The organism is Acidobacteriota bacterium (assembly GCA_016715115.1).
Lineage (GTDB): Bacteria > Acidobacteriota > Blastocatellia > Pyrinomonadales > Pyrinomonadaceae > JAFDVJ01.
This window is the reverse complement of record JADKBM010000016.1, coordinates 796,140-820,447: the sequence shown is the minus strand read 5'-3', so window position 1 is coordinate 820,447 and position 24,308 is coordinate 796,140. Positions and strand designations below refer to the sequence as shown.

The following is a 24,308-nucleotide window of genomic DNA, read 5'->3' as shown; positions in this document are numbered from 1 at the left end:
TTCCCCATTTTGCCTTTCCCCTTTGCCTTTTCCCTTTTTCCCTTTGCCTTTTTCCCTTTGACTTTGCCTTTTCCCTTTACTTCCCGTACTTCCCGATGATCGCCTCGAGTTTCTTTGCCGTTTCGGGATTCCAGTGATCCGGCTGAGTAAAGATCGCGTTCTTCGTCGCGCCGGCGAACTGGTTCGGCGTCTCTTTCGCGGCAACTCGCCGGACGGCTTCTTTCAGCACGAGCTGCGCGTTGCGGACGTTCGCTGTCAAATAACCGACGACCATTTCGATCGAAACCGAATCGTGTTCCTCGTGCCAGCAATCATAATCCGTAACGAGCGCCATCGTCGCGTACGCGATCTCCGCCTCGCGCGCGAGCTTCGCTTCCTGGAGATTGGTCATCCCGATGATGTCCATTCCCCATTGCCGATAGACATTGGACTCGGCCTTGGTCGAAAACGCCGGACCTTCCATACAAAGATACGTGCCGCCCCGATGGACGTTCAAGCCTTCGACGGTTTTGCAGCTCGCCTCGAGAATGTCGCCGAGTTCGTCGCAAACAGGGTGCGAGAACGTTATGTGGCCAACGATGCCGTTGCCGAAAAACGTCGATTCCTCGGCGCGGGCGCGGGTCCGATCGAAAAACTGATCCGGGATCACGAAATCCATCGGCGCGTACTTCGCCTGTAAAGATCCGACGGCCGAAACCGACAGGATATATTCGACGCCGAGCAGCTTCATCGCATAGATGTTCGCGCGGTAGGGAACTTCAGTCGGGGTGAATTTGTGCCCGCGGCCGTGGCGCGGCAGAAACGCAACACGCTCGCCTTCGAGCGTCCCGATGATGAACGCGTCGGAAGGCGTCCCGAACGGCGTTTCTACCACAACTTCAACGACATCGGTAAGTTCCGGCATCTGATACAATCCGCTGCCGCCGATGATTCCAATTTTTACTTGTTCCATAATCTGATTTTGGTTACGGCCATTTTCGCTGTCGGTTGCAGCAAGTTGCTGAGCTTGCCCGTTGTCCCGATCTGAAGGCTGAAAACGTGAAAGTCTGAGTATAATTCAAATCAAAAAAAAATCAGAACCGTCGGGCTCTGATTCAAATCAATTCAGTTATTATCGCTCGTCAGGCGATGTAGATCGGTTGAGTGTCGCGTGAGCCGATGATGTTCGGATCGTGGACGCGGCCGAGTCCGCAAGCGGGAAGCGTGCCTTCAGCGGCGTGATCGGTCGTGCCGGCGCCGTTGACGTGACCCATTTCGTGGACGAGCGTTCCGGCGACCGTCCAATAGCCCCAGCGAAACGCGAGTTCGCAAATCGTGATCTCGGTTCCGCTGACGCGGTTCGTAAATCCGTAGTTCGCATTGTCCGGGCAATAACTGATCCAGACGTTGTTGTCGTCGAAGATGTCGTCAAACGACCTTCCGCCCGGCAACGCCTGAAAAGCCGCGTTGCAGTTCCGGCTGCCGCGCACATTGTTCGTCAGAACGGTGATCGCCCGCTCCAACATTCGCTTTTGGGTGTCACGCGTCGCATCATACGCGAGCCATTCGGCGGCCCCGTTTTTGACCGGTCCCGTGTGTCCCGCCGCCGCTGTATTGATTCTCATAACTTAGCTCCTCCTGAAAAGCTGTTTTGGTTGAAAGATCCAAGAGTCTGACGCGCGCTTGCAGGGAATTTGCGCATCGTATTCAATCGGCGGGTACAATCTTACTCCCGTGCGAGGCGAGTCGGCAAAGAGGGCGCTCGAAATCGTGATAAAAAAGGCAGATCCATTTCTCCGCAACGGCGCGCGGAAGAAGATCCTTTTTGGCGGCGAGAGTCTCGAGCGGGAAGAGGTCGTAGCCCATTATCCAGGCGTAAGGCAGATGAGCGGTCGTTGGAATGAGATCGGCAAACCCGAATAGTGTTTCACCGGCGCGAGTGAGTTCAACGGTCTGCATCGTCGCCGAATGGCCGCGAACTTGATCGAGTCTGAGTCCGTCGACAACCTCATACGAATCGGGCATCAATTCGAGTTGCCCCGATTCGACAAGCGGCCGCCAGTTCTCGGCCCGATAACTGGCCCGGTCACGCTCGGTCGGGTTCTCAGCCGCTTCGTACTCGCTTTTTGAAACCAGATACCGGGCGTTCCGAAACTGCGGGACGGTCCGTCCGTCCACGAGTATCGTGTTCCCGCCCGCGTGGTCAAAGTGGAGATGAGTGTTGACGACGATCGAAATATCGTCGGGCCCATAACCGGTTTTTTCCCGAATCGTTTCGGCGAACGGCCGCTCGCGGAAGATCCCGAATCTCTTGGCTTCGTCTTCACTCCATTTTTCGCCGATACCCGTTTCGACCAGGATGCGCTCGGTTGCCGTCTCAACGAACAGACAATTCATATTCATCCGGATCCGGTTCAACTCATCGGGAGCACAACTCTTTTCCCAGACGACGCGCGGAACGACGCCGAACATCGCGCCGCCGTCGAGCCTGAACTCGGAGTCGGGGAGAATCTCAACCCTGTAATTGCCTATTCGCATTTCATTTGGCCGCGAAAACCAAAACCGCCTTCGAATCGGACTGTTTCTTGGATAATCCTGGGATAAACAATAATGAGTGACGAAGTTGACCCGTCACTCATTACCGCTTGTCCGTCTATTTGTCCGCCGCTCTAGTTCTTCGGCTTCGGGGCCGGTTTTTTCGCATCGGGCTTCTTCGCGTCGGGCTTCTTCGCGTCCGGAGCCTTTTCCAGGTCTTCCGGCATTTGCGGCATCTGCTGCTGCATCTGCTGCTGCATCATTTTCTGCAGTTCTTCTTCGGAAACCTGCGGAACCGCAAAGTCTTCGGCAACCGTGATCTTGTTGGCCGCCATTATCTGGTCTAGGACCGACTTTTCCTTCTCGGTTTCGAGCTTCTGCTTGACGAAGTCCTTGACCGGCATTTCGCGGCCCATCGGATTGTCCGGATCCTTCATCATCGTCGAAATAAGGATGTGGCGGGCGTCGTAAGTCTCCGTCACCTGACCGGCCGAATCTTTGGTTTCGCCGCGTTTTTCGAGCTTGATGATGTGATAGCCGTAATTCGTTTCGACGAGATTCGGCGATACCTGACCGGGTTCGAGCGCGAGCGCGGCGTTTTCGAATTCAGGCACCATCTGTTTTTTCACGATGCCCTCATAAAGCCCGCCCTTGTCTTTGCTGCCCGGATCTTCAGAGAACTCCTTGGCAAGCGCGGCAAAGTCCTCGCCCGCTTTGACGCGATTCAGAACCTCTTCCGCCTTGGTTTTCTTGTCCGCGCCCGAGCTGATCTCCGGATGTTCGCTGAGATATTTGGCGATGTCGGCGTCGGTCACTTCGGTTCGTTTCGCCAGAACTTCCTGATACTGTCGCGCGAGGAACTGAGCTCGCTGGAGTTTGCTCTGAACTTCGGTCTTCGCAACGAAATCGGCCGGAAGCGAGTTGGCCTTGGCCTTGTCTTTGGCTTCCTCTTCGTAAATTTTGACCTGCGCATACTGCTGACGGAACTGCTTCAACTCGTCTTCGCTCGGTTGCGCATCCTCTTTGGTCGCCTTGTTGTTCTTTTTCATTATCTCGACGTTCAGCGCGACGAACTGGTCGAGTTCGGCCTTGCGGCGCCGAGCAGTGGCGTTTCCAAAGAATCCACCCGCTTCGCTATCGCCGTAATAGGCGTTGATCTGGTCTTCCGTAATGAAGCCGAACGGCGGCATCGGGCCTTTGCCCTTGTTGATCTCCTGATCGTAGCTTTGCGCCCAGACGGCGGCATCGATGAACTCGAGCGCGCGGCGGGTCGAGATCGTGTTGATGGTGCTGTCTTTTTGAGCTTCGCTGGCGAGCGCGAGCAGCTGTTTCAGATTGTCTATCTGCTGCTTCTTCATTTCCGGATTGTCCGCGAGACGCTTCAGAAGCATCGGATTCGCGTCCTTCAGCAAGACCTCCATCTCTGCCTTCGAAAGGCTGCTGAACTCGCCGCCCTGACCGCCGTGTTTGTTTTTCCAGAAGACGAGGCCCGCGCCGATGGCGAGAATGACACCCAACAGAACAACTGCTTTTCCTAAACTACTCAATTTCTTAGATCCTCACTGTTATTAATTAGATTCGATGCGCAAAAGATGAATTTTAACTGATATTCGCAATAATTCAATGCGCGACGGTAAATAGCTGCGACGGGGCCGGATCATCGAACAGCGTTTAAGCCGTGGTTAGGCGCAAAACGCCCCGGGAATTCGATCCTCTGTGGCGGAAAATCTCTAACCCCCTTCGGACCTAGCCGCGGTTCTCCTGGACGAGTTCGAGCAGAACGCCGCCGGACGCCGCCGGATGGACGAATGCGACCAGGCAACCCTCGGCGCCGATCCGCGGCGTTTCGTCGATCAGCCGCGCGCCTTCGGACTTCAATTTCGCCAGCGCGGCTTCGATATCGTCAACCTCGACCGCAATATGGTGAATTCCGGCGCCGCGTTTTTCGATGAATTTCGCGATCGGCGAATCGTCGGATGTCGGCTCGAGAAGTTCGACACGTGACTCGCCAAGCGGAAGCATTGCGACGCGAACCTTTTGATCCTCGACCGTCTCGGTGTGGACATTCTCCAGCCCGAGCGCGCCTTCCCAAAACTTCAAGGCTTCGGCGATCTCTTTTGTTGCGATGCCAAGGTGACTTATCTTCATATCCAAACTTCCTCCGATCAACGATGCCTGTGTTGCTCTTGCCCGCGAATCACGCGAACTCAGAAGCAAAATTCCTCGACCCACTATTCTCTGGCGCAATTCGCCGGCAACGAAGTCAATCCGGCGAGAGAATTTGCTCGACCGCCGAATAAGGATCCGTTTCCTTTTGCGCGATCTCAAGCGCGAGACGTTCGATCCTCTCGCCCGTTCCGTCCCTTCCCAATACGTCGGCGAGAAGCTTTTCCTGCAGCAACTCCAAAAGGCGCCAGCGGGCGATGGCTTGCCTCCGAACGAGATTCTCGCCGTTTTTCTGAAACTCGTAATAGCTTTCGATGGCGGTCGAGAGGTCTTCGATGCCTTTCGACTCGGTCGCGACCGTTTTTATGATCGGCGGATGCCAGAAGTCGGGGCGATGGGCGAGTTCGAGCAGCGCCTGAAGTTCCTTTTCGGTGCGAAGAACTCCTTCGCGATCGGATTTGTTGATGACGAAAACGTCTCCGATCTCCATAATTCCGGCCTTTATCGCCTGTATATCATCGCCCATTCCCGGAACAAGCACGACGACGGAAACATCGGCGGTCTTGACGATCTCGACCTCGTCCTGCCCGACGCCGACCGTCTCGACTATGACCTTATCAAATCCTGCCGCGTCGAGGATCGCGACCGCGTCGACTGTCGCCCGCGACAGCCCGCCGAGATTTCCGCGCGTTGCCATCGAGCGGATAAAAATGTTCTTGTCCGTGCCGAGGGCCGACATTCGGATTCGGTCGCCGAGGATCGCACCGCCGGAGAAAGGGCTCGAGGGATCGACCGCGATGATCCCGACGCGATCGCCGCGTTCCTTGTAAAACATCGCAAGCTTGTCGACAAGCGATGACTTTCCGGCTCCCGGCGCGCCCGTTATGCCGATGACGAGAGCGTTTCCGGTTTTCGGAAAGACGGCTTTCATCAGTTCGGCGGAACGTGCGAGCGAGTTTTCGACGATCGATATTCCCCGCGCCACCGCGCGCGGTTCGCCTTTGAACAGTTTTTCGACGAGTTCGGTAAATGTCATGACGGTAAAGGAAATTTTCGCATCATGACGTTCCAATGGCAAAAGCGATTTCGGATTTGGGATTTGAGATTTCGGATTTGGCACTTCGGATTTGGGATTTGGGATTTTGGATTTTGGATTCCGGATTTCGGATTTCGGATTTCGGATTCCGGATTCCAGATTCCGGATTCCGGATTCCGGATTCCAGATTCCAGATTCCAGATTCCAGATTCAAGATTCCAGATTCCAGATTCAAGATTCCAGATTCCAGATTCCGGATTCCGGATTCCAGATTCCAGATTCCAGATTCCAGATTCAAGATTCCGGATTCCGGATTTCGGATTCCAGATTCCAGATTCCAGATTCCAGATTCAAGATTCCAGATTCAAGGAGCCTGTCGGAAAAAGCCGTTTGAGGAACTGAATTTGCTTCTTCAAGCGTGCGGAGCACGCGAGCTTGCGATAACAGCACGTGGAGCGGAGCGGAACGTGGTGGCTCGTCGCTCCGATTCACGAAGCGTGAGTAACACGCGTAACTCTCGTTGTTGCAATAGGTTCGCGTGTTTTACACGCTCGCTTGAATTGTCCGCGGCTGACACCACGTTCCGCTCCGCGTGCTCCGCACATTCGAACCGAAGTCTTGAATGTCTGGAATGTCTGGAATGCCTCAAATGTCTGAAATGTCTGGAATGTCTGGAATGCCTGGAATGTCTGGAATGCCTGGAACGCCTGGAATATCTAGAATGTCTGGAATGTCTTGAATGTCTTGAATGTCTGGAATGCCTGGAATGCCTGGAATGTCTGAAATGCCTGGAATGCCTGAAATGCCTGGAATGCCTGGAATGCCTGGAATGTCTTGAATGTCTGAAATGTTTTGAATGTCTGGAATGCCTGGAATGCCTGGAATGCCTGGAATGTCTGGAATGCCTGGAATGCCTGGAATGCTTGAAATGCCTGGAATGTCTGGAATATCTAGAATGCCTGGAATGTCTGGAATTTCTCGGGGTTTTGGAACCTGGGATCGGGATTTGCTCTCTTGACAGCCGATCCCAAATCCCAATTCCCAAATCCCAAATCCCAAATCCCAAATCCCAAATCCGAAATGCAGTTACATCTGCCCTTCGTCCGCTGAAGGTCCGTAAATCGACGGAACCGGAATGTCGTTCAGGCGCATATAAACGGTGAGCTGGCCGCGGTGGTGCCAGATATGGTTGAGGCAAAACGTGCGGAGCGTTGCGATCTTCGGCATCGTAAAATACGTCGCATCGCCGTTTTTCAGCGACCAAGGCTCGTGCATTTGATCGTCCGACGTGTTCTTGAGCGCCTCAACGGCTTCGGCGGCCAGTTTGTCGAGTTCGGCGACCAGTTCATCGGCATTGGTCGCGTTGGACGGCTTGTAGTCGCCGGCGGCGAAATCCAGTTGCGACGTCGTGCAGGTGACGGTCACCCAGTTGACCATTTCGACGACGTGACCGGCGAGCCGCCCGAGCGTCATCGACTTTTCGTGCGGTTTCCAGTCAAAAAGTTCCGCCGGCAGGCGTTCGACGCACTTGCGCGTGGTCGCGATCTCGTGATCGAGTTCACCAATGATTCCGGTTGCGATGTTGAATGTTTTTGCGGTTGCTGATTCCATTTCTCTTACTCCTTTATTTGTTTAGCGAACATTGAAAGACCTAAAATTCTACTCGTGATGTTGCGCGGATGCAACATCGTGTCACACTTTTTTCTTTGACAGCCAGAAGATATCCACGAGGTTGGCCAGCGGCCCGACCAGAAAGAGCGCGAAATACGGAGCGTGGACGTTCTCCGTCATTCGAAGGACCGATTCCGCGAACGCGACAAGAAACGCGACGAACATCTGCGCGCCCCTCGAGTGGCGAACCGTCGTCGGCGGGTCGGTGATCATAAAGAAGATGAACAACTGGTACATCGCGCCTGTTATCGGGGCGATCTCGGCCAACACCGGATCGCCGGTGAAAAACGACCGAAGAATCGCGAAAAAGAAAAACGACGCGACGTACGTGAACGTGATGTGAAAGCGCTTGAGACGATAGATGATGATCGAACCGAGCGTCCAGATGACGAGCATCGCCCACAAATTGTTGCCCCACTGGATCGAAAGCGTCGAATAGGTGAACGGGGCGATGAGGATCATCATCGAGATGCCGAAATTCGACGGATTCCAGATGTGCCGGCCCTTGACGCGGATCACGTATTTCGACGCGACCGAGATCGCCGCGCAGAGCGCGAACGGCCAGAATTCCGGCGAACGCGTCAGGATCCCGACGCTGATCCCGGATATGTAAGCGCTCGCGAGATGCGGGAACTTGCCGTAGACCATCAGCGAGAACGTGATCTCGAGCGCGATCGAAACGAGGATCGCGGTGATCGTCTGCGGATAGCTTTCGAGAATGCCGAAGGTCAGCTGACCAACGAGCAGAATGACCGTGATCAGGATCGGCATCACGAAACGCGTGTCGATCCCGAAGATCTTCTCGACCTCGGGCGCCGGGCTTAGCTGGATAACATTTGTACTCATATCTTCAGAGTTCCGCGTTCGGAGTTCCGCCTTCAGGCGGCGTTGAACTCGGGATCTCGATACCGGAGAATTTATACTGAGGCCGCCTGAAGGCGGAACTCCGAACGCGGAACTCTGAACGATGGCCGCCTCAATACTCGTCCCGAATCACGTGGATCTTGTCCGGTTCCGGATTTTGGATAGTTTGAATTCTACCCGATGCCCAGCGAATTTCAACCTTCTCGACGCTCTGCGAATCGCCGAGTCCGAAATGAAGACGGCGCTGATTCTGAGCGCAGAATCCGATTCCGCCGTTTATCACCTGGATTTGCGACTTGTTATCCCAAAAGATCTTTACAGACGAGCCGATTGCTTTTCCGCCCGCGTTCGCAAGATCGAACGCGATCCAACGCTGTTTTTTCGCGGGACTGTTCTTATAGATCAGGACCGGACCCTTCTGATGTGCGACGATGACGTCCAATACGCCGCGGTTCCAGAGGTCTGCCAACGCGACCGCGCGCCCGTCGAACGTCTCGGTGACGCCGACCGAAAGCGCGACGTCGTTGAATCTTCCGGCGCCGTCGTTCAGCCAGACGCGCTTTTGCTGAAAGCCGGCGAGCGATCGCCCGCCCATATCGGCCCAGTTGGCGGCGTCGCCGATGATCGTGTTGTTGCCGACGGTGATCTTCGAATAATCGTACCAATAGTTTGTCGCGCGTTCGGCCGATACATAGCCGTTGGTCAAAAACAGATCCTGATTTCCGTCGTTGTTCAGATCGCCGAACTGCGCGCCCCAACTCCAGCCGCCGAGTTCGACACCGAAATTGTTCGCCTGATTCTCGTATTTGAGATCCGGGCCGGTCTTCGGAACCCAGAGATTGTTGCCTTGAAGCAGAATTCCTTGTTCCGAGATGTTCGAGACATAGATCGATAAACGTCCGTCGTTGAGGATGTCGCCGAAACTCGCGTTCATTCCGCTTTTCGGCGCGAAGCCGACGCCCGTTTTCTCGCCGGCATCGATGAAACGCTTGCCGCCGTCGTTCAGGTAAAGCTCGGAAACGCCGTAATCGTTGGCGATAAACAAGTCGGCGAAACCGTCCGAGTTCAGATCGGCCGACCCGAGAGCCAGCGCCCAGCGGTTCGACTTGATGCCGACTCTCTCGGAAACTTCTTCAAACTTGCCGTCTCCGAGGTTTCGAAAAAGGTATTTGCGCCCGCCGTTCTTGGCGTACTCGAAGCTTTCCGGCATTATTCGCGTGTCATTCAATTTCCACAGATTAAGATCCTCGCGAAAGTAGCCGGCGAGAAAAATGTCGAGTTTGCCATCGCGGTCAAAGTCGAGCCAGATCGCGGAGTTGATGTTCGACCACGACGGAAAACCCGGGTCTTCGACCTTCGAAAAGCGATTTCCGCCGTCGTTCCGGAAAAGTTCCGTGCGTCCCCATTTGTAGACCAGCAGATCTTCGAATCCGTCGTTGTCGTAATCGCCCCAGACCGCGCCCATCGAAACGCCGCTTTCGACCCGGTTCAGGTCGGCGACTCCCAGGTCCGCGGCGACGTCGGTGAAGGTGCCATCGAGATTATTCCGGTAAAGTGCGTTGAACGAGCCTTCGCCGCTGTTCGTCAGATAAAAGTCGTTCCAACCGTCCCTGTTGAAATCGCCGACAGCGACGCCCGCGCCCATCGAGGCAATCTGCGGCATTATGTTGTTCAATTTAGGGTCGAGGGTCGGGGCTTTGTGAGTGAACGTGACGCCCGACTTTTCCGCGGTTTCTTCGAAATAGAACCCGTAGCGCTTGGCGGCGGACTCTTTGTCGAATCCGGGCTTTTCGCTGACGTAATACCGCTTGACGGCAAACGGCACCGCAAGCAATGCGAAAAAAAATACGGCGATGATCGGTCGGGCGAATTTCTTCATACTTTTTTTGTCGCGAATTTCACGAATTGCGCGAATTTTTCATATTGCGATCGCGGTCCCGGGCGGCAACGCATCCAACCGCCCGATTCGCGAAATTTGTGCAATTCGCGGCGATCACGGTCCCGTGGGGGCAACGGATCCAACCGCCCGATTCGCGAAATTCGTGCAATTCGCGGCGATCGCGGTCCCGGGCGGCAACGCATCCGAACGCCCGATTCGCGAAATTTGTGCAATTCGCGGCGACATTACTTTCGAACGGCGTTTCGAAACGCGTCCGGCGCGACGTAGCGCGTGTGAAAATCGATCCAGTCCCGCTTGTTCCGTTGAAAAACGGGGTCGTCTTCGAGCCGGCCCGGCGGGCGCGAATAGTCGTTGGTCGCGTGCGTCGGCAGCGGCAAGACGGTTTTCGAATACAGATTATTGTAATCGCCTTCCTTGATCCACCCGACGCCGACAAAAACGAAATCACGCGTGAAACCGGGTTTGACGGGCGGCAGTTCCCGAAAACGCAAGCGCATTTCGTCGCCCGAACTTACGATCGCGTAACGATCGTCGGCAGATGCAAGCAGTTCGCGGATCGAACCGTACCGCGTGTAATAACCTTCGATGCTCCGCCAACGCTCGATCGTCGTCGCAAGTCGGTTGTAATCCGGAATTTCGGGTGCCGATTCGCCTTTCTTTTCAATCACCGAGAAGCCGCGAAAATTCAATTCGGCATCGGCGAGATCGATCCGTTGGTAGCCGTAAGATTCGTCGGACACCGTTTCGGCCCACGCGAGTTTGTCCCAGAAGATCTCCATATTTGTCCGCAGCCGCGCGCGTCTTATGCCCGGCGGCAATTCGACGACGATCGTCTTCAGCTTTCCGGCCGGGACGCCAAAGTCGTCTTTGACGGTCCGCCATCTTCCGTTCGCGTCCTGGACGTCGAGGCTCAGTCCTTTCGGCTTCTCGAATCCGCTCTGGCTGATGGCGACGTTCAAGGAAGTGTCGGTCGGGTGCAGCCAACCGTCCGCGATGATCTTCACGCCCGTGTCGCGCGGGGCGTCGGCCGGAAGTTCGAGTTCGACGAAATGCTCTTCGGCGACGCCTTGATAACGGCCGTCGGCGAACGTGTCAAGATAAACCTCGTCCGCTTCCGAGACCAACGCCGCGACATCGTTGCCTTTTTCATCCGTCGCCGAAGCGAAACGTCTTGGAACCGATGTCGAATGAAGCCTCAAAGGGGTCGGGATCGGGTACAGCTCGTTCGCGAAGACCTCGGTTCCGACGGGATGATCGACGGCCAACAGGGAATAATGGTCGACGTAATAGCTTTCCCAAAGTTCGTCGGTGACACGCAATTCGTAAAATCCATCCTTTGGAGCGAGCGCTTCGCCCGGGATCTTGTACCATTCTTCGGTCTGCGTGACCGGCAGTATCTCCTTGTCGGAGACCCTAAGTCCGAGCGACGTCGCAAGCGGAGCGGCATCTTTGACGAGTTTGAACTCCGAGCCGTTCCACGCAAAAAGGTGCGGGCACGAACCCGTCAGGCGCTGTTTAACAAGTATCTGCTGGTCTTTTGCGAGATCGAACTCCGCCTGGATGAAGCCGTTTCCCCAGATTACGCGCAAGAGGTCGGTCGAAGTCTGTTCGCCGAGCCCGAAATGAACCTGCGGCGACGCGATCGGCCGTTTCTGCGCGAGCAGTCCGGAGCGCAGTTCCATCTCGCCGCCGATGCCGAACGAGTTCACCCGCTGGTCACCCTGCGCTTTCGCCGAACGGGGCCGTATGATCTGCCAGCCGTACGGTTTGCTTCCGCGATTGAGCCAACGCGCGGGCCGGCCGGCCGCATCGAGGCCGACGAGATCGAGTCGGCCGTCGGCATCAAGATCGGCCGCCGATTCGACGCGCCCGTCGATCCGGTTCTTCAGTTCGCGGACCTTTCCATCGCGGCCCGTCAGCCAGATTCGGCCGCCGCAGACGATGTCGACCGCGCCGTTGTTGTCGAGATCCTGGATCGCCAACGACGGATTGTCGAGGTTTCCAGATTCGGCAACCGCCGCCGTCTCCCAGGTTTTTCCGCCCTTGTCCGTCGTGCGGATGATCTTCCCGTCGGGCTGCAGAACGACGAGATCGAGCCGGCCGTCGCCGTTCAGATCGCCGGCCTCGACCGCGAGTGCGGTTTCGGCGGGCACCGTTCGCGGGCGAAACTGACCGCCTCGTTCATTCGAAAACACAAGCAATTTTGCTCCGGCGACAAACACGGCGTCCATATCGCCGTCCTCATCGACGTCAGCCGACACGAAATCGGTCGCGCCGGACACTTCGCCGAAGGTCGGGATCTGTTTGAACGTTCCGTCGGCGTTGTTTTGCAGCGCGACAAGCGAACTGTTTTCGCCGACCGTGAGCAGATCTAGATCGCCGTCGATCTCGATGTCGAAAGTGAAAACCCGTGAAAAACCTTTTGCCAAAAACGGAGCCGGAAGTTTGGTTGCGCCGGTGAGATCCGCTTGGTCGGCGCTGAAGAATCGCAGCCCTTTCGGTCCGGCCGCAACAAAGTCGTTGCGGAAATCATAATCGATATCGATCGCCGCGATGTCGCGCGCCGCGAACCGAACCGCAGCGCCGCCGATTCGAAGATCGCCTTCTGAACCGAACGCGACTGCCGGAGCCGAGTCTCCGTCGGCGAAAACCGCGGCCGCAAACGCCGCCCGCTCGTCCGCGACGATCTCCGCGGCGAAGGCCAATTCCTCGTCGTGCGCCGCCGGCGAAAAGTCCGGAACGGAAAGCTTGAGCGGCCGCGTGAAGGGCTCGCCGATCGTCGTCTTGCTGTACTTGACGTCGTCGATCGCGCCGCGGAATTCGGGGACGCGGAGCAACACATTTCGAAAGAAGGCGATCTTCTGGGTCACCTCCCGAGTATTGCCGGCCTCGACGCTCGTCGCGAGAGACGAATGCTGTTCAACGATCTCTTTTTCCCAGTAATCAGGGCGCGGCCTGATGATCGCGAAAGCCGCTTTTGCTTTCGGGAGGTCGTTGCGTTTTGCCGCGAGCCGCATTACTTCGATTACGACGGCCGGATTCTCGGGCAAGATCTTGAGAATGCTCTCGTATCGCGCCAACGCATCGGCGTCGTTGCCATCGCGTTCGAACTCTTCGGCCAGCGCGAAGATCGGTTTCGCGTCCGACGGATCGACTTCGATCGCCTTCAAGAGATTCTTACGGACTTCGTCGAAATTCCCGCGCTGAGACTGGAGAACGGCGAGATTGGCATAAATGCGTCCGCTTTCGGGCGCGAGGCCTCGGGCTCGTTCCAACGATTTCAGAGCCGCGTCGAAGTCTTTCTGACGCATCTGCAAAACGCCCAGATTCGCCCACGCCGCCGGTTCGCCGCCCGCGAGTTTCACCGCGTTCTCGAGTTCCAGCTTCGCGCGCACATCGTCCGCCACCTGCATCGCCGCGAGACCGACATAGAAAGACTTGATCGCCGCGGCGTATTCACCCGAGGCTTTTTCGGGAATCGCGGGGCGGCAGGCCGCCATCGCCGCCAGAAGAACGGCGCACGCGACGGCCGAAAAAGCAGGCCTTAACGATGGTCTAAGTCGATGGATCATTCGTCAGAACTCCCCAGGCTATGCTTCGCGAGGTCGATCAACTCATTGTTCAGTTCGTAAGAGAGTTCACCCCGGTCACGTTGTTTTGGCGGATAGATATGTTCCCGATAGACCGGATAGGCTTCGGTCCTCAGATGCGCCGGCATATTGTGGCCGCGGCGGGTTTGTCGTTCGTGACGCAGCGCCGAAATGTCGATCGGCGCGACGACGATCCGTTCGCCCGGTCCCTCGCTCGCGCGGGCGAGGACACGCCCGTCGAAATCGACGATCATCGAACCGCCCGACCACGAATACGGCGGATAATGGCTCAGACTCGCCGCCTGGTTGGACGCCGCGACGTACGCGACGTTCTCAAGCGCCCGGCAACGGTTGACGACCGTCCACCAGTCCATCGGCTCGGACGCGTTCCACGGGTCCATATACGCCGAAACGCGGACCAGGATCTCCGCGCCGTTCATCGCCAACTGCCGCGTCGATTCGGGAAATATCCAGTCGTAACAGATCGCGCAGCCGATGTTTCCGATCTCGGTCCGCGCGACCGGAAAAAGTTCTTCGTCATATTCTTCGATGTCGTGCGGCGACGAATGCACCTCGAACGGAATCCACGGGTTCACCTTGCGGTACTTGAAAAGGATTCCGTCGGGGCCGATCAGGCAGGTCGTGTTGAAAACGTGTCCCGGATACTTCGGATCGATCTCAAGCATCGAACCGCTCTGGATATAAACGTCGTGTTCCTTCGCCTTCTTTGCGAGCCGTTCGGTGTGCTCGTTCGGGATCTCAACGGCGAGTTTCTCGCGCAGATCGGCGAGTTTTTCGAACACCGGCGCCGAATGCGCGAACTCGGGAAAGACTATCAGCCTGACCGGCAGAAACGGCATCGCGCCGACGACCGCGGAATCGATCAATTGCAGGATACGGTCGGTGTTCTTTTTCATCCCGCGGCGCTCGACCGGATTGGCGAGATCCGTTTGGCAAACCGCCGCGGAATAGCGAAGTTGAGTCATAAATTATGGGAATCCGGATTTCGTTTGCTAATTCAACTGCTTTTCGCCCGGGACGAACGCTGCCGGCGCGGCGTCCTGTTTGACGTGATAGAACTTTCCGGCGGCGACGTCCTTGATCGATTGCTGTCCGCCGCCCGGCCAGAAGATGGTCAATTCGTCGATCTTCTGCGCTTCGCCCAAACCGAGATGCACCCGGAAATCACTGACCGACAAATAACTCTGCGCGCCCTGAACGCGGCGTTCGATGGTCCTCGCGCCAAATTTGGCAACGACCCGCGCGCCGATCGCGCTACGGTTGGCTTTCGCCCCTTCGAGCCAGAGTCCGACGAAGTTTCCCTTCGAAGCAGTTTCGTTGAAAGCGATCTGGGCGGAACCGCCATTGTTGACGACGAGAAAATCGAGGTCGCCGTCGCCGTCGAAATCGGCGGTGACCAGTCCTCGCGAGACCTTTTTGTCGGCCAGCGCATCGCCTGCAAGATCGCTAACGTCGCGAAACCGGCCGTTTCCCAGATTCTCATACAAGGTATTCTGCTGTTCGAACGTCACGGAGTCCGAGTTCTGGCTGATGTTATCCTCGACATGTCCGTTGGCAACCAGCAGATCTTCGTCCCCGTCGTTGTCGCCATCGAAAAAATCGATCCCGAATTTTAGCCGGGCGCGTGCCGGTTGGCCGATGCCGATCGAATCCGAGATCTCGCGGAAAAGGAGCGGTTCGGTCTGGCTGTAAATGGCCGTCGTTTCGTCCTGAAAATTCGTGACCGCGATGTCGATCCGGCCATTGCCGTCGAAATCGTTGAAATCGACTCCCATCGAACCTTCCTCGCGTCCGGTCTCGCTATAGGCGACTCCCGCGATCTGTGCGACGTCCTTGAATTTGCCTTTGCCATCGTTAATCCAGAGCTGATTGTTGTCGGTGTCGTTCGCGACGTAGACATCTTCGTCGCCGTCGCCGTCGATGTCCGTGATCCCGAGCGCGAGGCCCTTGCTCGGTTCGGCTTTGATTCCCGACGCCTCACTGACATCGACGAACTTACCGCCGCCGGTATTGCGCCACAGTTGATCCGCAATTGATGCGTACAACGTCGGCGTCGGATAGATCATCAGGCGATTGCGAAAGACCTTGGTCGCGGTCTTCGGATCGAATTCAACATACCGCACGATCCACAGATCCAGGTTTCCATCGTTGTCAAAGTCCGCAAATCCGGCGCTTGTCGCCCATTTCCCATCGGATTTCAGGCCCGACTTCTCGGTCACATCCTCAAATGCCGAACCGGTATTCCGAAACAGACGGTTATCGCCGCCGAGTTCCGTCAGCAAAAGATCCGGGAACCCATCATTGTCAATATCGCCGACCGCCGCACCCTGACCGTAGCCGACCGAGGACAGCTTCCAATCGTCGGTCTTGTCGGCAAAAGCACCTTTGCCGTCATTGATGTAAAGCCGCGTGCGCGCATTTTCCGGGCGCGATACTGCGCCAACGGCGCCGCCGTTGACAATGATCACGTCAGGAGCGCCGTCGCGATTGAAGTCCGCGACAGCCGCGCCGCTTCCCATAATTTCCGGGATCCACTTGTTATCCGTGCGCGTCGGGACTTGCTTGAAATCAATGCCGCTCCGCGCCGTCGCATCGGCAAAGCGTAGCCCGGTTAAGGAGTCGGCGGCCGGGCCGGTTTTTGAAACGGAGCCGCCGCAACCGGTCAAGACCATTGTTACGGCACTTATCAGGATCAATTGTTTCATTTCTGTTGCTGGAGTTTCTGTGCTTCGGCTAACGCGCTCTGAGCCTCATTCTGATTCCCAAGCGCCTTATTCGATTCATACAGATATTGGTAGAGAATGATCTTTTCATTCGCCTTATCTGTTGTCGGAAGCATTTCATTTGCGATTCGGATGACTTCCGAGAAGTTCTTCGCCTTCCAAGCGTTATCGATGGCGTATATCTTTTCGACACGACGAAGAGCCAGAAGCTCGGCTTCACCCGCCTTCTTATGCAATTCGGTTGTTTTCTTCCGGTAAACTTCGGCCTTCTCAACGTTTCCGAGCCTGCCATACAATCGACTAAGATTGTTGGTCGTCTCCGAGTTGTCGGGGGCCAATTCAAGTGCCTTGACGAACGCCGCTTCGGCTTTGGCGAGCTGGTTCTGATTAACAAATATCGATCCGCGAACGATGATCGAATCGACATGTCTTTCGCTCAAAACACGTTCCCAGACGGCATCGATTTCAGCGCCCGCCTCGTCGTATCGGCCGAGAAGATTGTACGATCCGGCAAGCATCGAGCGGACCTCAAGATTATTCGGTGATTCCGTCGCAAGCGACTTCAGGATCGCGGTCGCCGACTCGAGCTTGCCCGCTTTCATATAGACTTTCCCGAGCAGTTCACGTTCTTTCACGGGCATCGTGTCGACCGGGTTTTCGGTAAGGAGCGTTTCGAGAGCTCCCCAGTCGGAGCGAACGATGAGCGCGTTCTTGTAGGTTTCGCGAACCTCCGGAGCTTGCGGATACTTCTGACGGATCGACTTAAGCGTGGCAAAGGCCTCGACCGAGATCGAGGCGGTCGCATTGAGGCCGTTGATGATCTGTGAAAGTTGGCCGGCCGAAACCTGATCTTTTTTGAGCGCCGCCGAGTCCTTGTTCGAGGCCGGCTCGCACCCGGTCAGGAGAGCCGCGGCCGCGGCAACCGTCGCCAATAGAACTCGCAAATGGTCAGATGAAAACTTCCGCATTTCCTAAGACCTTAACCGTTCTTTGGCGTGTTTTCAACTTTAAGGGTCAGCCTTTCAGAAGTTGTTTCGCGATGACGATCCGCTGAATCTCGCTCGTCCCCTCGCCGATCGTGCAGAGCTTCGAATCGCGCCAGTACTTCTCGGCCGGATAGTCTTTGGTGTATCCGTAACCGCCGTGGATCTGGACCGATTCTTCGGAAACGCGGACCGCGACCTCGGATGCGTAAAGCTTGGCCATCGCCGATTGCTGCGTCACCTTCTTGCCGGCGTCCTTGAGCGCCGCCGCCTGAAGCGTCAGCAAGCGGGCGCATTCGATCTGCGTCGCCATATCGGCGAGTTTGAACTGGATCGCCTGAAAATCGGCGATCGGACGGCCGAATTGCTGACGTTCCTTCGCATATCTGACCGCCGCCTCGTACGCGCCCTGCGCGATGCCGACGCTCAAGCTCGCGATCGAGATCCGCCCGCCGTCGAGGATCTGCATCGCCTGGGTGAAGCCTTCGCCGGGATTGCCGAGGAGATTGCCGGTCGGGACCAAACAATCCTCGAAGACAACGGACGCCGTTTCCGACGCGCGCATCCCGACCTTGTTCTCTTTCTTGTCGGACCGGAATCCTTCCATCGACTTGTCGAAAATGAAGGCCGAGATACCTTTGTTTCCTTTCTCTTTGTCCGTAACCGCAACCGCGACAAGCGTGTGGCATGCGATGGCGTGGGTGATGAAATTCTTCGAGCCGTTGACCTTCCAGCCGCCTTCAGTTGCGACCGCCGTCGTCCGCGTGCCCGAAGCGTCGGAGCCGGCCATCGATTCCGTCAGTCCCCACGCGCCCCAGCTTTCACCGTGAATCAGCGGAACGAGGTACTTCTGCTTTTGCGCCTCGGATCCGAAAGTGTAGATGTGGTTCGAACACAACGAATTATGGGCAGCGACCGAAAGTCCGACCGCGCCGCAAACGCGCGCCAGTTCTTCGATGATCGTCGAATACTCGACATAGCCCATTCCGGCGCCGCCATATTGTTCGGGAAAAATTACGCCCAAAAGTCCGAGCTCGGCCAGTTTCGGCCGCAGTTCGTCCGGAAAATGCTGAGTCTCGTCCCATTCGAGGACATACGGTTTGATCTCACTTTCCGCAAATTCGCGGACGCTCATTTTGATCTGCAGTTGCTCTTCTGAAAGTTCGAAATTCATAGGTCGTTATAAAGAAAAATTATCTTGACATAACGAACGGCGGGGTAGCAAGTTGTTCGTGCGCATTGGATTTAATGATATAATCATTTTAGTCGGGTGTTGCATACTGGATAGAACCGTGCTAAAAAAGACGGTAGTTTTGGCGAACCGATTCGAATTTGATTTTTACCGACACCCCCCCCCCCCCCCCCCCCCCCCCCCCCCCCCCCCCCCCCACGGGACGCTCTTCCTCCCTCCCCTCCCTCGGTGGCGCCCCCCCGCCGCCTTCCCCCGCGGGGACCCCGCGCAAAACATCGAAATTCACTTAAGATGCGCTGGAAACGGAATCTTAGTCAGCAAACGGGCGGAGAACCGAGTCTTGTCGAGTACGACAAAGACGTTCGGTACATGATTGAAAAGAAGCTGGAGGGGGGGGGGGGGGGGTTGTTTATTTCAAATATGGCTGAGTCCGCACTCCTTAGCGGCGATCTATTGATGTACGAGCCGCGACTGAATGATGATATTGCAGATGAAAGGCTACGGAACGCGCTTGATCGGATGGTCTCGTCTGGTAATGGCCTCAGGTTAGTTTTGCGTTTTTTCGAACCAGCAGATTGCGAAACTCGGATTTTCAAGACAATTATCGATCTATGGCAGCGCTTCCCCGACCGGGTAAGTTTGACTCGCGATTCAAATGGCGTTTTTGCGGATCGAACGCGGTGTGAATTCGGGCAGAGTTGTTACTTCGCAGTTCGTGATCGATTTGTCGAAGAGTTGGAAAATAATCTTTTAGGGGGGAGGTAGGCCCTCTGTCGCCAGGAAAGCCGACACTGAGTCCTCCCCTCCCCTTTTCTCCCCCGGGCCCCTCCCCCTCCCCCCCCGGGGGGGCCGGCCCCCGGGGCGCCCCTCCCCCCCCCCCCCCCCCCCGCCCGCGAAGCCAGCATTCAAGCATCTCGGAAAGTTCGACTTTGGGAAAATCCCCGAATCGACGACCGACACGAAGATTTGCTTCTGCTGGCTTACTCTGCACTTGATAGAATCGTATGGCTATACAAATGGGACAGGATCAGCAGAAACTATCCCGATGGCTTCAAGTCGGCATTTCTAATGAGCGGAGCGTTTTCTTTGAGCGTGATCCTATTGAATGGCTTCAGTTCATATTTTGAGACCGATGACGGTAGTCTGCGTCGTGTTTTGGGCGTCTATACGATTCTGGTCCTGTCATAAATGGGCGGACGACCCGAACACAACCTTTCTTCTCTTCTTTTTTTTTTTTTCGGGCGGCTCTTTTTCTTTTTTCTCCCCCCGCTGCGTTCGAAAGAATCCTGGACAAACCCGGACACCCAATTGCCCCCACACGCTCTCCTTTTTTCCCCCCTTTTTCCCCTACCCCCCCCCCCCCCCCCCCCCCCCCCCCCCCCCCCCCCCCCCCCCCCCCCCCCCCTTTCTCCCCCCCCCCCCCCCCTTTTTCCTCCTTTCCTTTGCGGGCGCTCGGGGCTTTGGGCCTTGCGCGGCTGGAATCGGCTTTTGACCGAATCGGACGCCTTTGTCTGTAAGTTCCTGGCTTTGCCTCGATGACTTTGGGTTTCGGACGCTTGATCGGCTTCGCAAACGCCGCGACTTCTTCCGGGTCGAGTTCGCGATATGCGCCGACCGGAAGGCGATCGTAATTGATCGGACCAATCGCGGTGCGGCGGAGTTTGACGACCGAATGGCCGACCGAATCGAACATTTTGCGGATCTGCTGGTTGTGGCCCTCGAACAGAGTCACTTCGTACCAACCGTTGTTCTCGGTCGATTTGAGTTCGCGGATCTCGGCCGGCGAGGTCTTGAATCCATCGTCGAGGCGTATTCCGCGGCGCAGTTTGTTGATCGCGTTCGCGTTCGGCAGTCCTTTGACCTTCACCTCATAGACCTTCGGGATCAGCTTCGAAGAGGCGACGAAATTCGTGAAATCGCCGTCGTTGGTAAGAATTATCAGGCCTTCGGTGTTGAAATCGAGCCGGCCGACGGGATGGAGTTTTCCGAAGCCTTTGACGAGATCGACGACGAGTTTGCGGCCTTCGGGGTCGGCGGCGCTCGAAAGATAGCCTTTTGGCTTATTGAGCAGGATGTAGGCCTTTTCGTGCGTCACTATCTTCGAATTGATGAGTTTCCCGCCGACCTTGATGTGATCGGTTTCGGGATCGGCCTTTCGTCCGAGGTCGGTAACGATCTCGCCGTTGAGCGAAACTTCGCCGGCGGCGATCATTTCGTCGGCGCCGCGGCGCGAAGCGATACCGGCGCGGGCGATGAGTTTGTTGAGTCGTTCAAGCATACCGTGAGAGTTTAACGCGTTTGGGGCCGGATTTCATCCTGGAGTCTTCATGATCCTGCAAGGGTCGAACAATCAACGACTTACCTTCGACCCGGCAGGGTCGGCGTCCCATCTGACCAAAATCCTGGGGTTACGATTCGCTCACCCCAGGCTATTATCTAATTCGCTTTCAGCGAATCTATCCACTTTTCAAACAGCCAATTGATTGTTTCTGCGAAAAATTTCACGAAATTCTCGCGCGATCGTTAACTTCTTCGCACTTTCAATTCGCCAGTCCCAGCAAAACCGCGGCTCCCGTTACTGGTACGGAAATTGATGCAAGAAATCCAAATTGCCTTTTTCTAGGTTATTGCCACACTCTGACGATGTTAACAGTTATGACGTTTTTCCTTCAGGAAGACGCGAGACGGTCAAAGAGTTCCATTTCCGCCCGAACTTCCTGAACCAAAGGAGGTTCTATGCAAAAACAAGTTCCGACGATCCGCCAGGCGATGGAGGCCAAAGGATATTCGCGCCGCGAGTTTATGCTCTTTTGCGGGCTCGCGACCGCGGCGGCCGGTTTGGAGGCTTCCGGATTGGCGCAAGTCGTCCAGGCTTTCGAAACAAAGGCCCGTCCGCCGGTCGTCTGGCTGCATTTTCAGGAATGCACCTGCTGCAGCGAGTCGTTCATTCGTTCGTCGCATCCGATAGTCGCCGACATCATTTTCGACACGCTCTCGCTCGACTACACCGAAACGCTGATGGCGGCTTCGGGAACCCAAGCCGAGAAGACGCGCGACGACACGATCAAAAACAACAAAGGCAAGTACATCCTGCTTGTTGAGGGATCGATCCCGACGGGCGACGCCGGCTACTGTATGATCGGCGGCAAATCCGCCGAACAGATCCTGAAGGAAGCTGCCGACGGGGCGGCGGCGATCATCGCCTGGGGAAGCTGCGCTTCAAACGGCTGCATCCAGGCGGCGAAGCCGAACCCGACGACCGCGACGCCGATCCATAAGATCATCAGCAAACCCGTCATCAACGTTCCCGGCTGTCCGCCGATCGCGGAGGTTATGACCGGCGTCGTGACGCACGTTTTGCTGTTCGGCAAGATCCCGGAACTCGATTCGCAAGGGCGCCCGAAGGAATTCTATTCGCGGCGCGTTCACGACACTTGCTACCGTCGGCCGTACTACGACGCCGGGTTGTTCGTCGAAGCCTGGGACGATGATGCGGCGCGCAAGGGTTACTGCCTGTACAAAATGGGCTGCAAGGGGCCGACGACGTACAACGCCTGTTCGGTCACGAAATGGAACGGCAATCTGAGCTATCCGATCCAGTCCGGCCACGGCTGCATCGGTTGCAGCGAAAAAGGCTTCTGGGACAACGGACCGTTCTATCAGCATCTCGGAGCGTTTCCGGGTTTCGGCATAGAGTCGAACGCCGATACGATCGGTGCCACGGTCGCGGCCGTGACCGCCGGCGGAATCGCCATCCATGCGATCACTTCGAATATCCGCAAACATAAAGTAATCCAAGAGCACAAGGACGAATCGGTGATCGTCGAACCGCGCGGCGGCAAGGCCGCTGAAGCCGCCGAATCGGCGCCGGAAGAAGGAGGTGAACAGAATGGCTAGACTAGTTGTCGATCCCGTGACGCGCATCGAAGGGCATTTGCGGATCGAAGCCGTCGTCGAAGGCGGCAAGATCACGGACGCTTACAGTTCGGGAACGATGGTCCGCGGATTCGAGAAGATCCTCAAGGGCCGCGACCCGCGCGACGCGTGGGCCTTCGTCGAACGCGCCTGCGGCGTCTGCACGACCGTGCACGCGCTGGCGAGCGTTCGCGCGGTCGAGGACGCGATCAAGATCAGCGTTCCCAAAAACGCCGAACTCGTCCGCAACATTATGTTCTGCACGCAGTATGTGCACGATCACGTTGTTCATTTCTATCATCTGCACGCGCTCGACTGGGTCGATGTCGTAAGCGCGCTTTCGGCCGATCCGGTCGCGACGTCGGATCTCGCGAAGTCGCTCTCGAACTGGCCGAAAACTTCGCCCGGATATTTCTCGGACCTGCAAAAACGCTTGAAGACGTTCGTCGACAGCGGCCAGCTCGGCATTTTCGCCAACGGCTATTGGGGGCATCCGGCATTCAAACTTCCGAAAGAAGCTAATCTGCTTGCCGTAGCGCATTATCTCGAAGCGCTCGAATGGCAGAAAGAGATCGTCAAGATCCACGCCATTTTCGGCGGCAAGAATCCGCATCCGAACTATCTCGTCGGCGGCGTTCCGTGCTCGTTCAACCTTGAGGAAGTCAACGCCATCAACACGGAAAAACTGAACCTCGTCGGTCGTTTGATCAAGGACGCGATGGCCTTCGTCGAGCAGGTCTATATTCCCGATCTGATGGCGATCGCCGGATTCTACAAGGACTGGGCGGCGATCGGCGGCGGGCTTTCGAACTATCTCGCATACGGAGATCTGCCGACGAAAGGCTACGGATTTCCGGAATCGTACAAGTTCCCGCGCGGCGCGATCCTCAACCGCGATCTTGCCAATATCCAGGAAGTCAACGGCAAGGACGAGAACGAGATCAAGGAATACATCGCCCACAGCTGGTACAAATACGAGGCTGGCGACCAAGCCGGACTTCATCCGTGGAAGGGCGAGACCGAGTTCAATTTCACCGGACCGAAGCCGCCGTTCGAACAACTCAACGTCGAGGGCAAGTATTCGTGGCTCAAGACACCGCGCTGGAAAGAGAACCCGATGGAGGTCGGACCGCTCGCGCGGATGCTCGTCGGCTACGGCCGCGGCAATCAGGAGATCAAAGACGTCGTCGACTGGGCGCTGAAGACGCTCGCCGTGCCTGTGACAGCTCTCTTTTCGACGCTCGGGCGTACGGCGGCCCGCGGACTCGAAACAAAGCTCGCGGCGCGTTGGCTCAAGGAGTTTTACGACGAATTGCTCGGCAACCTGAAGAACGGCGAGATGAGCACTTTCACGCGCGAAAAGTGGGAACCGGATACGTGGCTTGCCGAATGCGAGGGCGTCGGGCTGACCGAAGCGCCGCGTGGCGCGCTGGCCCATTGGATCCGGATCAAGGACCGCAAGATCGACAATTATCAACTCGTCGTGCCGAGCACCTGGAACGCGAGCCCGCGCGACGCCGCCGGCAAGCGTTCGGCCTACGAAGAGGCGTTGATCGGGACGCCGGTCGCGAAAGACGGCGAACCGCTCGAGATCATCCGGACGATCCATTCGTTCGACCCGTGTCTCGCCTGCGCGGTTCACCTTTACGATCCCGATGGGAATACGATCCATCAGGTGACAGTGGAATAGATTTCGGAATTGGGATTTGTGATTTCGGATTTGCCTGGAAACA

Annotated in this window: 18 protein-coding genes and 1 pseudogene; 3 read left to right on the top strand and 16 right to left on the bottom strand. The window is 56.6% G+C overall.

All coding sequences use genetic code 11. From position 1 onward, the window contains the following. Nucleotides 1-76 precede the first annotated feature (76 nt). The 6 genes from IPN69_21485 to meaB all read right to left on the bottom strand — a co-directional run bounded on the left by IPN69_21485 (nucleotide 77) and on the right by meaB (nucleotide 5,716). Nucleotides 77-952 carry an S-methyl-5'-thioadenosine phosphorylase gene (locus IPN69_21485; GenBank protein MBK8813279.1) on the bottom strand — a complete coding sequence of 292 codons (876 nt, stop codon included), beginning with the start codon at nucleotides 950-952 and terminating at the stop codon, nucleotides 77-79. Nucleotides 953-1,121: 169 nt separating this feature from the next. Beyond that, nucleotides 1,122-1,604 (bottom strand): hypothetical protein, encoded by a 483-nt coding sequence (locus IPN69_21480; GenBank protein MBK8813278.1) that lies wholly within the window; start codon nucleotides 1,602-1,604, stop codon nucleotides 1,122-1,124. Between the two features lie 82 nt (nucleotides 1,605-1,686). Beyond that, nucleotides 1,687-2,517: an MBL fold metallo-hydrolase gene (locus tag IPN69_21475; GenBank protein MBK8813277.1), complete on the bottom strand. Its 831-nt coding sequence runs from the start codon at nucleotides 2,515-2,517 to the stop codon at nucleotides 1,687-1,689. A gap of 131 nt (nucleotides 2,518-2,648) precedes the next feature. Beyond that, the gene (locus IPN69_21470) at nucleotides 2,649-4,061 is read right to left on the bottom strand and encodes a peptidylprolyl isomerase (GenBank protein MBK8813276.1); all 1,413 of its coding nucleotides are present in this window, start codon (nucleotides 4,059-4,061) and stop codon (nucleotides 2,649-2,651) included. 199 nt (nucleotides 4,062-4,260) lie between these two features. Beyond that, nucleotides 4,261-4,668, bottom strand: coding sequence for a methylmalonyl-CoA epimerase (gene mce, locus IPN69_21465; GenBank protein MBK8813275.1), 408 nt, complete (start codon nucleotides 4,666-4,668; stop codon nucleotides 4,261-4,263). A 109-nt stretch (nucleotides 4,669-4,777) separates the two neighbouring features. Next, nucleotides 4,778-5,716 (bottom strand): methylmalonyl Co-A mutase-associated GTPase MeaB, encoded by a 939-nt coding sequence (meaB, locus tag IPN69_21460; protein MBK8813274.1) that lies wholly within the window; start codon nucleotides 5,714-5,716, stop codon nucleotides 4,778-4,780. Between the two features lie 63 nt (nucleotides 5,717-5,779). Here meaB and IPN69_21455 point away from each other — a divergent pair, with 63 nt between their 5' ends. Next, entirely contained in the window at nucleotides 5,780-6,118 is a 339-nt protein-coding gene (locus tag IPN69_21455; GenBank protein MBK8813273.1) for a hypothetical protein, read from the top strand. Nucleotides 6,119-6,361: 243 nt separating this feature from the next. Here IPN69_21455 and IPN69_21450 read toward each other — a convergent pair whose 3' ends face one another. The 10 genes and pseudogenes from IPN69_21450 to IPN69_21405 all read right to left on the bottom strand — a co-directional run bounded on the left by IPN69_21450 (nucleotide 6,362) and on the right by IPN69_21405 (nucleotide 20,938). Then, nucleotides 6,362-6,754: a hypothetical protein gene (locus IPN69_21450; protein MBK8813272.1), complete on the bottom strand. Its 393-nt coding sequence runs from the start codon at nucleotides 6,752-6,754 to the stop codon at nucleotides 6,362-6,364. A gap of 48 nt (nucleotides 6,755-6,802) precedes the next feature. Then, nucleotides 6,803-7,327 (bottom strand): DinB family protein, encoded by a 525-nt coding sequence (locus tag IPN69_21445; GenBank protein ID MBK8813271.1) that lies wholly within the window; start codon nucleotides 7,325-7,327, stop codon nucleotides 6,803-6,805. 81 nt (nucleotides 7,328-7,408) lie between these two features. Continuing rightward, nucleotides 7,409-8,233 (bottom strand): hypothetical protein, encoded by an 825-nt coding sequence (locus IPN69_21440; GenBank protein ID MBK8813270.1) that lies wholly within the window; start codon nucleotides 8,231-8,233, stop codon nucleotides 7,409-7,411. 130 nt (nucleotides 8,234-8,363) lie between these two features. Then, nucleotides 8,364-10,130: a CRTAC1 family protein gene (locus IPN69_21435; GenBank protein ID MBK8813269.1), complete on the bottom strand. Its 1,767-nt coding sequence runs from the start codon at nucleotides 10,128-10,130 to the stop codon at nucleotides 8,364-8,366. A gap of 245 nt (nucleotides 10,131-10,375) precedes the next feature. Continuing rightward, a complete protein-coding gene (locus tag IPN69_21430) occupies nucleotides 10,376-13,723 on the bottom strand; it encodes a VCBS repeat-containing protein (GenBank protein ID MBK8813268.1) in 3,348 nt (1,115 codons plus the stop codon). Next, entirely contained in the window at nucleotides 13,720-14,727 is a 1,008-nt protein-coding gene (locus IPN69_21425; GenBank protein MBK8813267.1) for a nitrilase, read from the bottom strand. The genes IPN69_21430 and IPN69_21425 overlap by 4 nt, the downstream gene beginning before the upstream one ends. 27 nt (nucleotides 14,728-14,754) lie before the next feature. Then, nucleotides 14,755-16,467 carry a CRTAC1 family protein gene (locus tag IPN69_21420; protein ID MBK8813266.1) on the bottom strand — a complete coding sequence of 571 codons (1,713 nt, stop codon included), beginning with the start codon at nucleotides 16,465-16,467 and terminating at the stop codon, nucleotides 14,755-14,757. Further along, nucleotides 16,464-17,453 (bottom strand): tetratricopeptide repeat protein, encoded by a 990-nt coding sequence (locus tag IPN69_21415; GenBank protein MBK8813265.1) that lies wholly within the window; start codon nucleotides 17,451-17,453, stop codon nucleotides 16,464-16,466. The genes IPN69_21420 and IPN69_21415 overlap by 4 nt, the downstream gene beginning before the upstream one ends. Before the next feature lie 46 nt (nucleotides 17,454-17,499). Continuing rightward, nucleotides 17,500-18,642 (bottom strand): acyl-CoA dehydrogenase family protein, encoded by a 1,143-nt coding sequence (locus tag IPN69_21410; protein ID MBK8813264.1) that lies wholly within the window; start codon nucleotides 18,640-18,642, stop codon nucleotides 17,500-17,502. A gap of 1,591 nt (nucleotides 18,643-20,233) precedes the next feature. After that, nucleotides 20,234-20,938: pseudogene (locus tag IPN69_21405) on the bottom strand (rRNA pseudouridine synthase). Nucleotides 20,939-21,396: 458 nt separating this feature from the next. Between IPN69_21405 and IPN69_21400 the strand changes: the two are divergent. After that, nucleotides 21,397-22,557, top strand: a complete 1,161-nt coding sequence (locus tag IPN69_21400; GenBank protein ID MBK8813263.1) for a hydrogenase small subunit — start codon at nucleotides 21,397-21,399, stop codon at nucleotides 22,555-22,557. Beyond that, nucleotides 22,550-24,265: a nickel-dependent hydrogenase large subunit gene (locus IPN69_21395; GenBank protein ID MBK8813262.1), complete on the top strand. Its 1,716-nt coding sequence runs from the start codon at nucleotides 22,550-22,552 to the stop codon at nucleotides 24,263-24,265. The genes IPN69_21400 and IPN69_21395 overlap by 8 nt, the downstream gene beginning before the upstream one ends. Nucleotides 24,266-24,308: the final 43 nt, after the last annotated feature.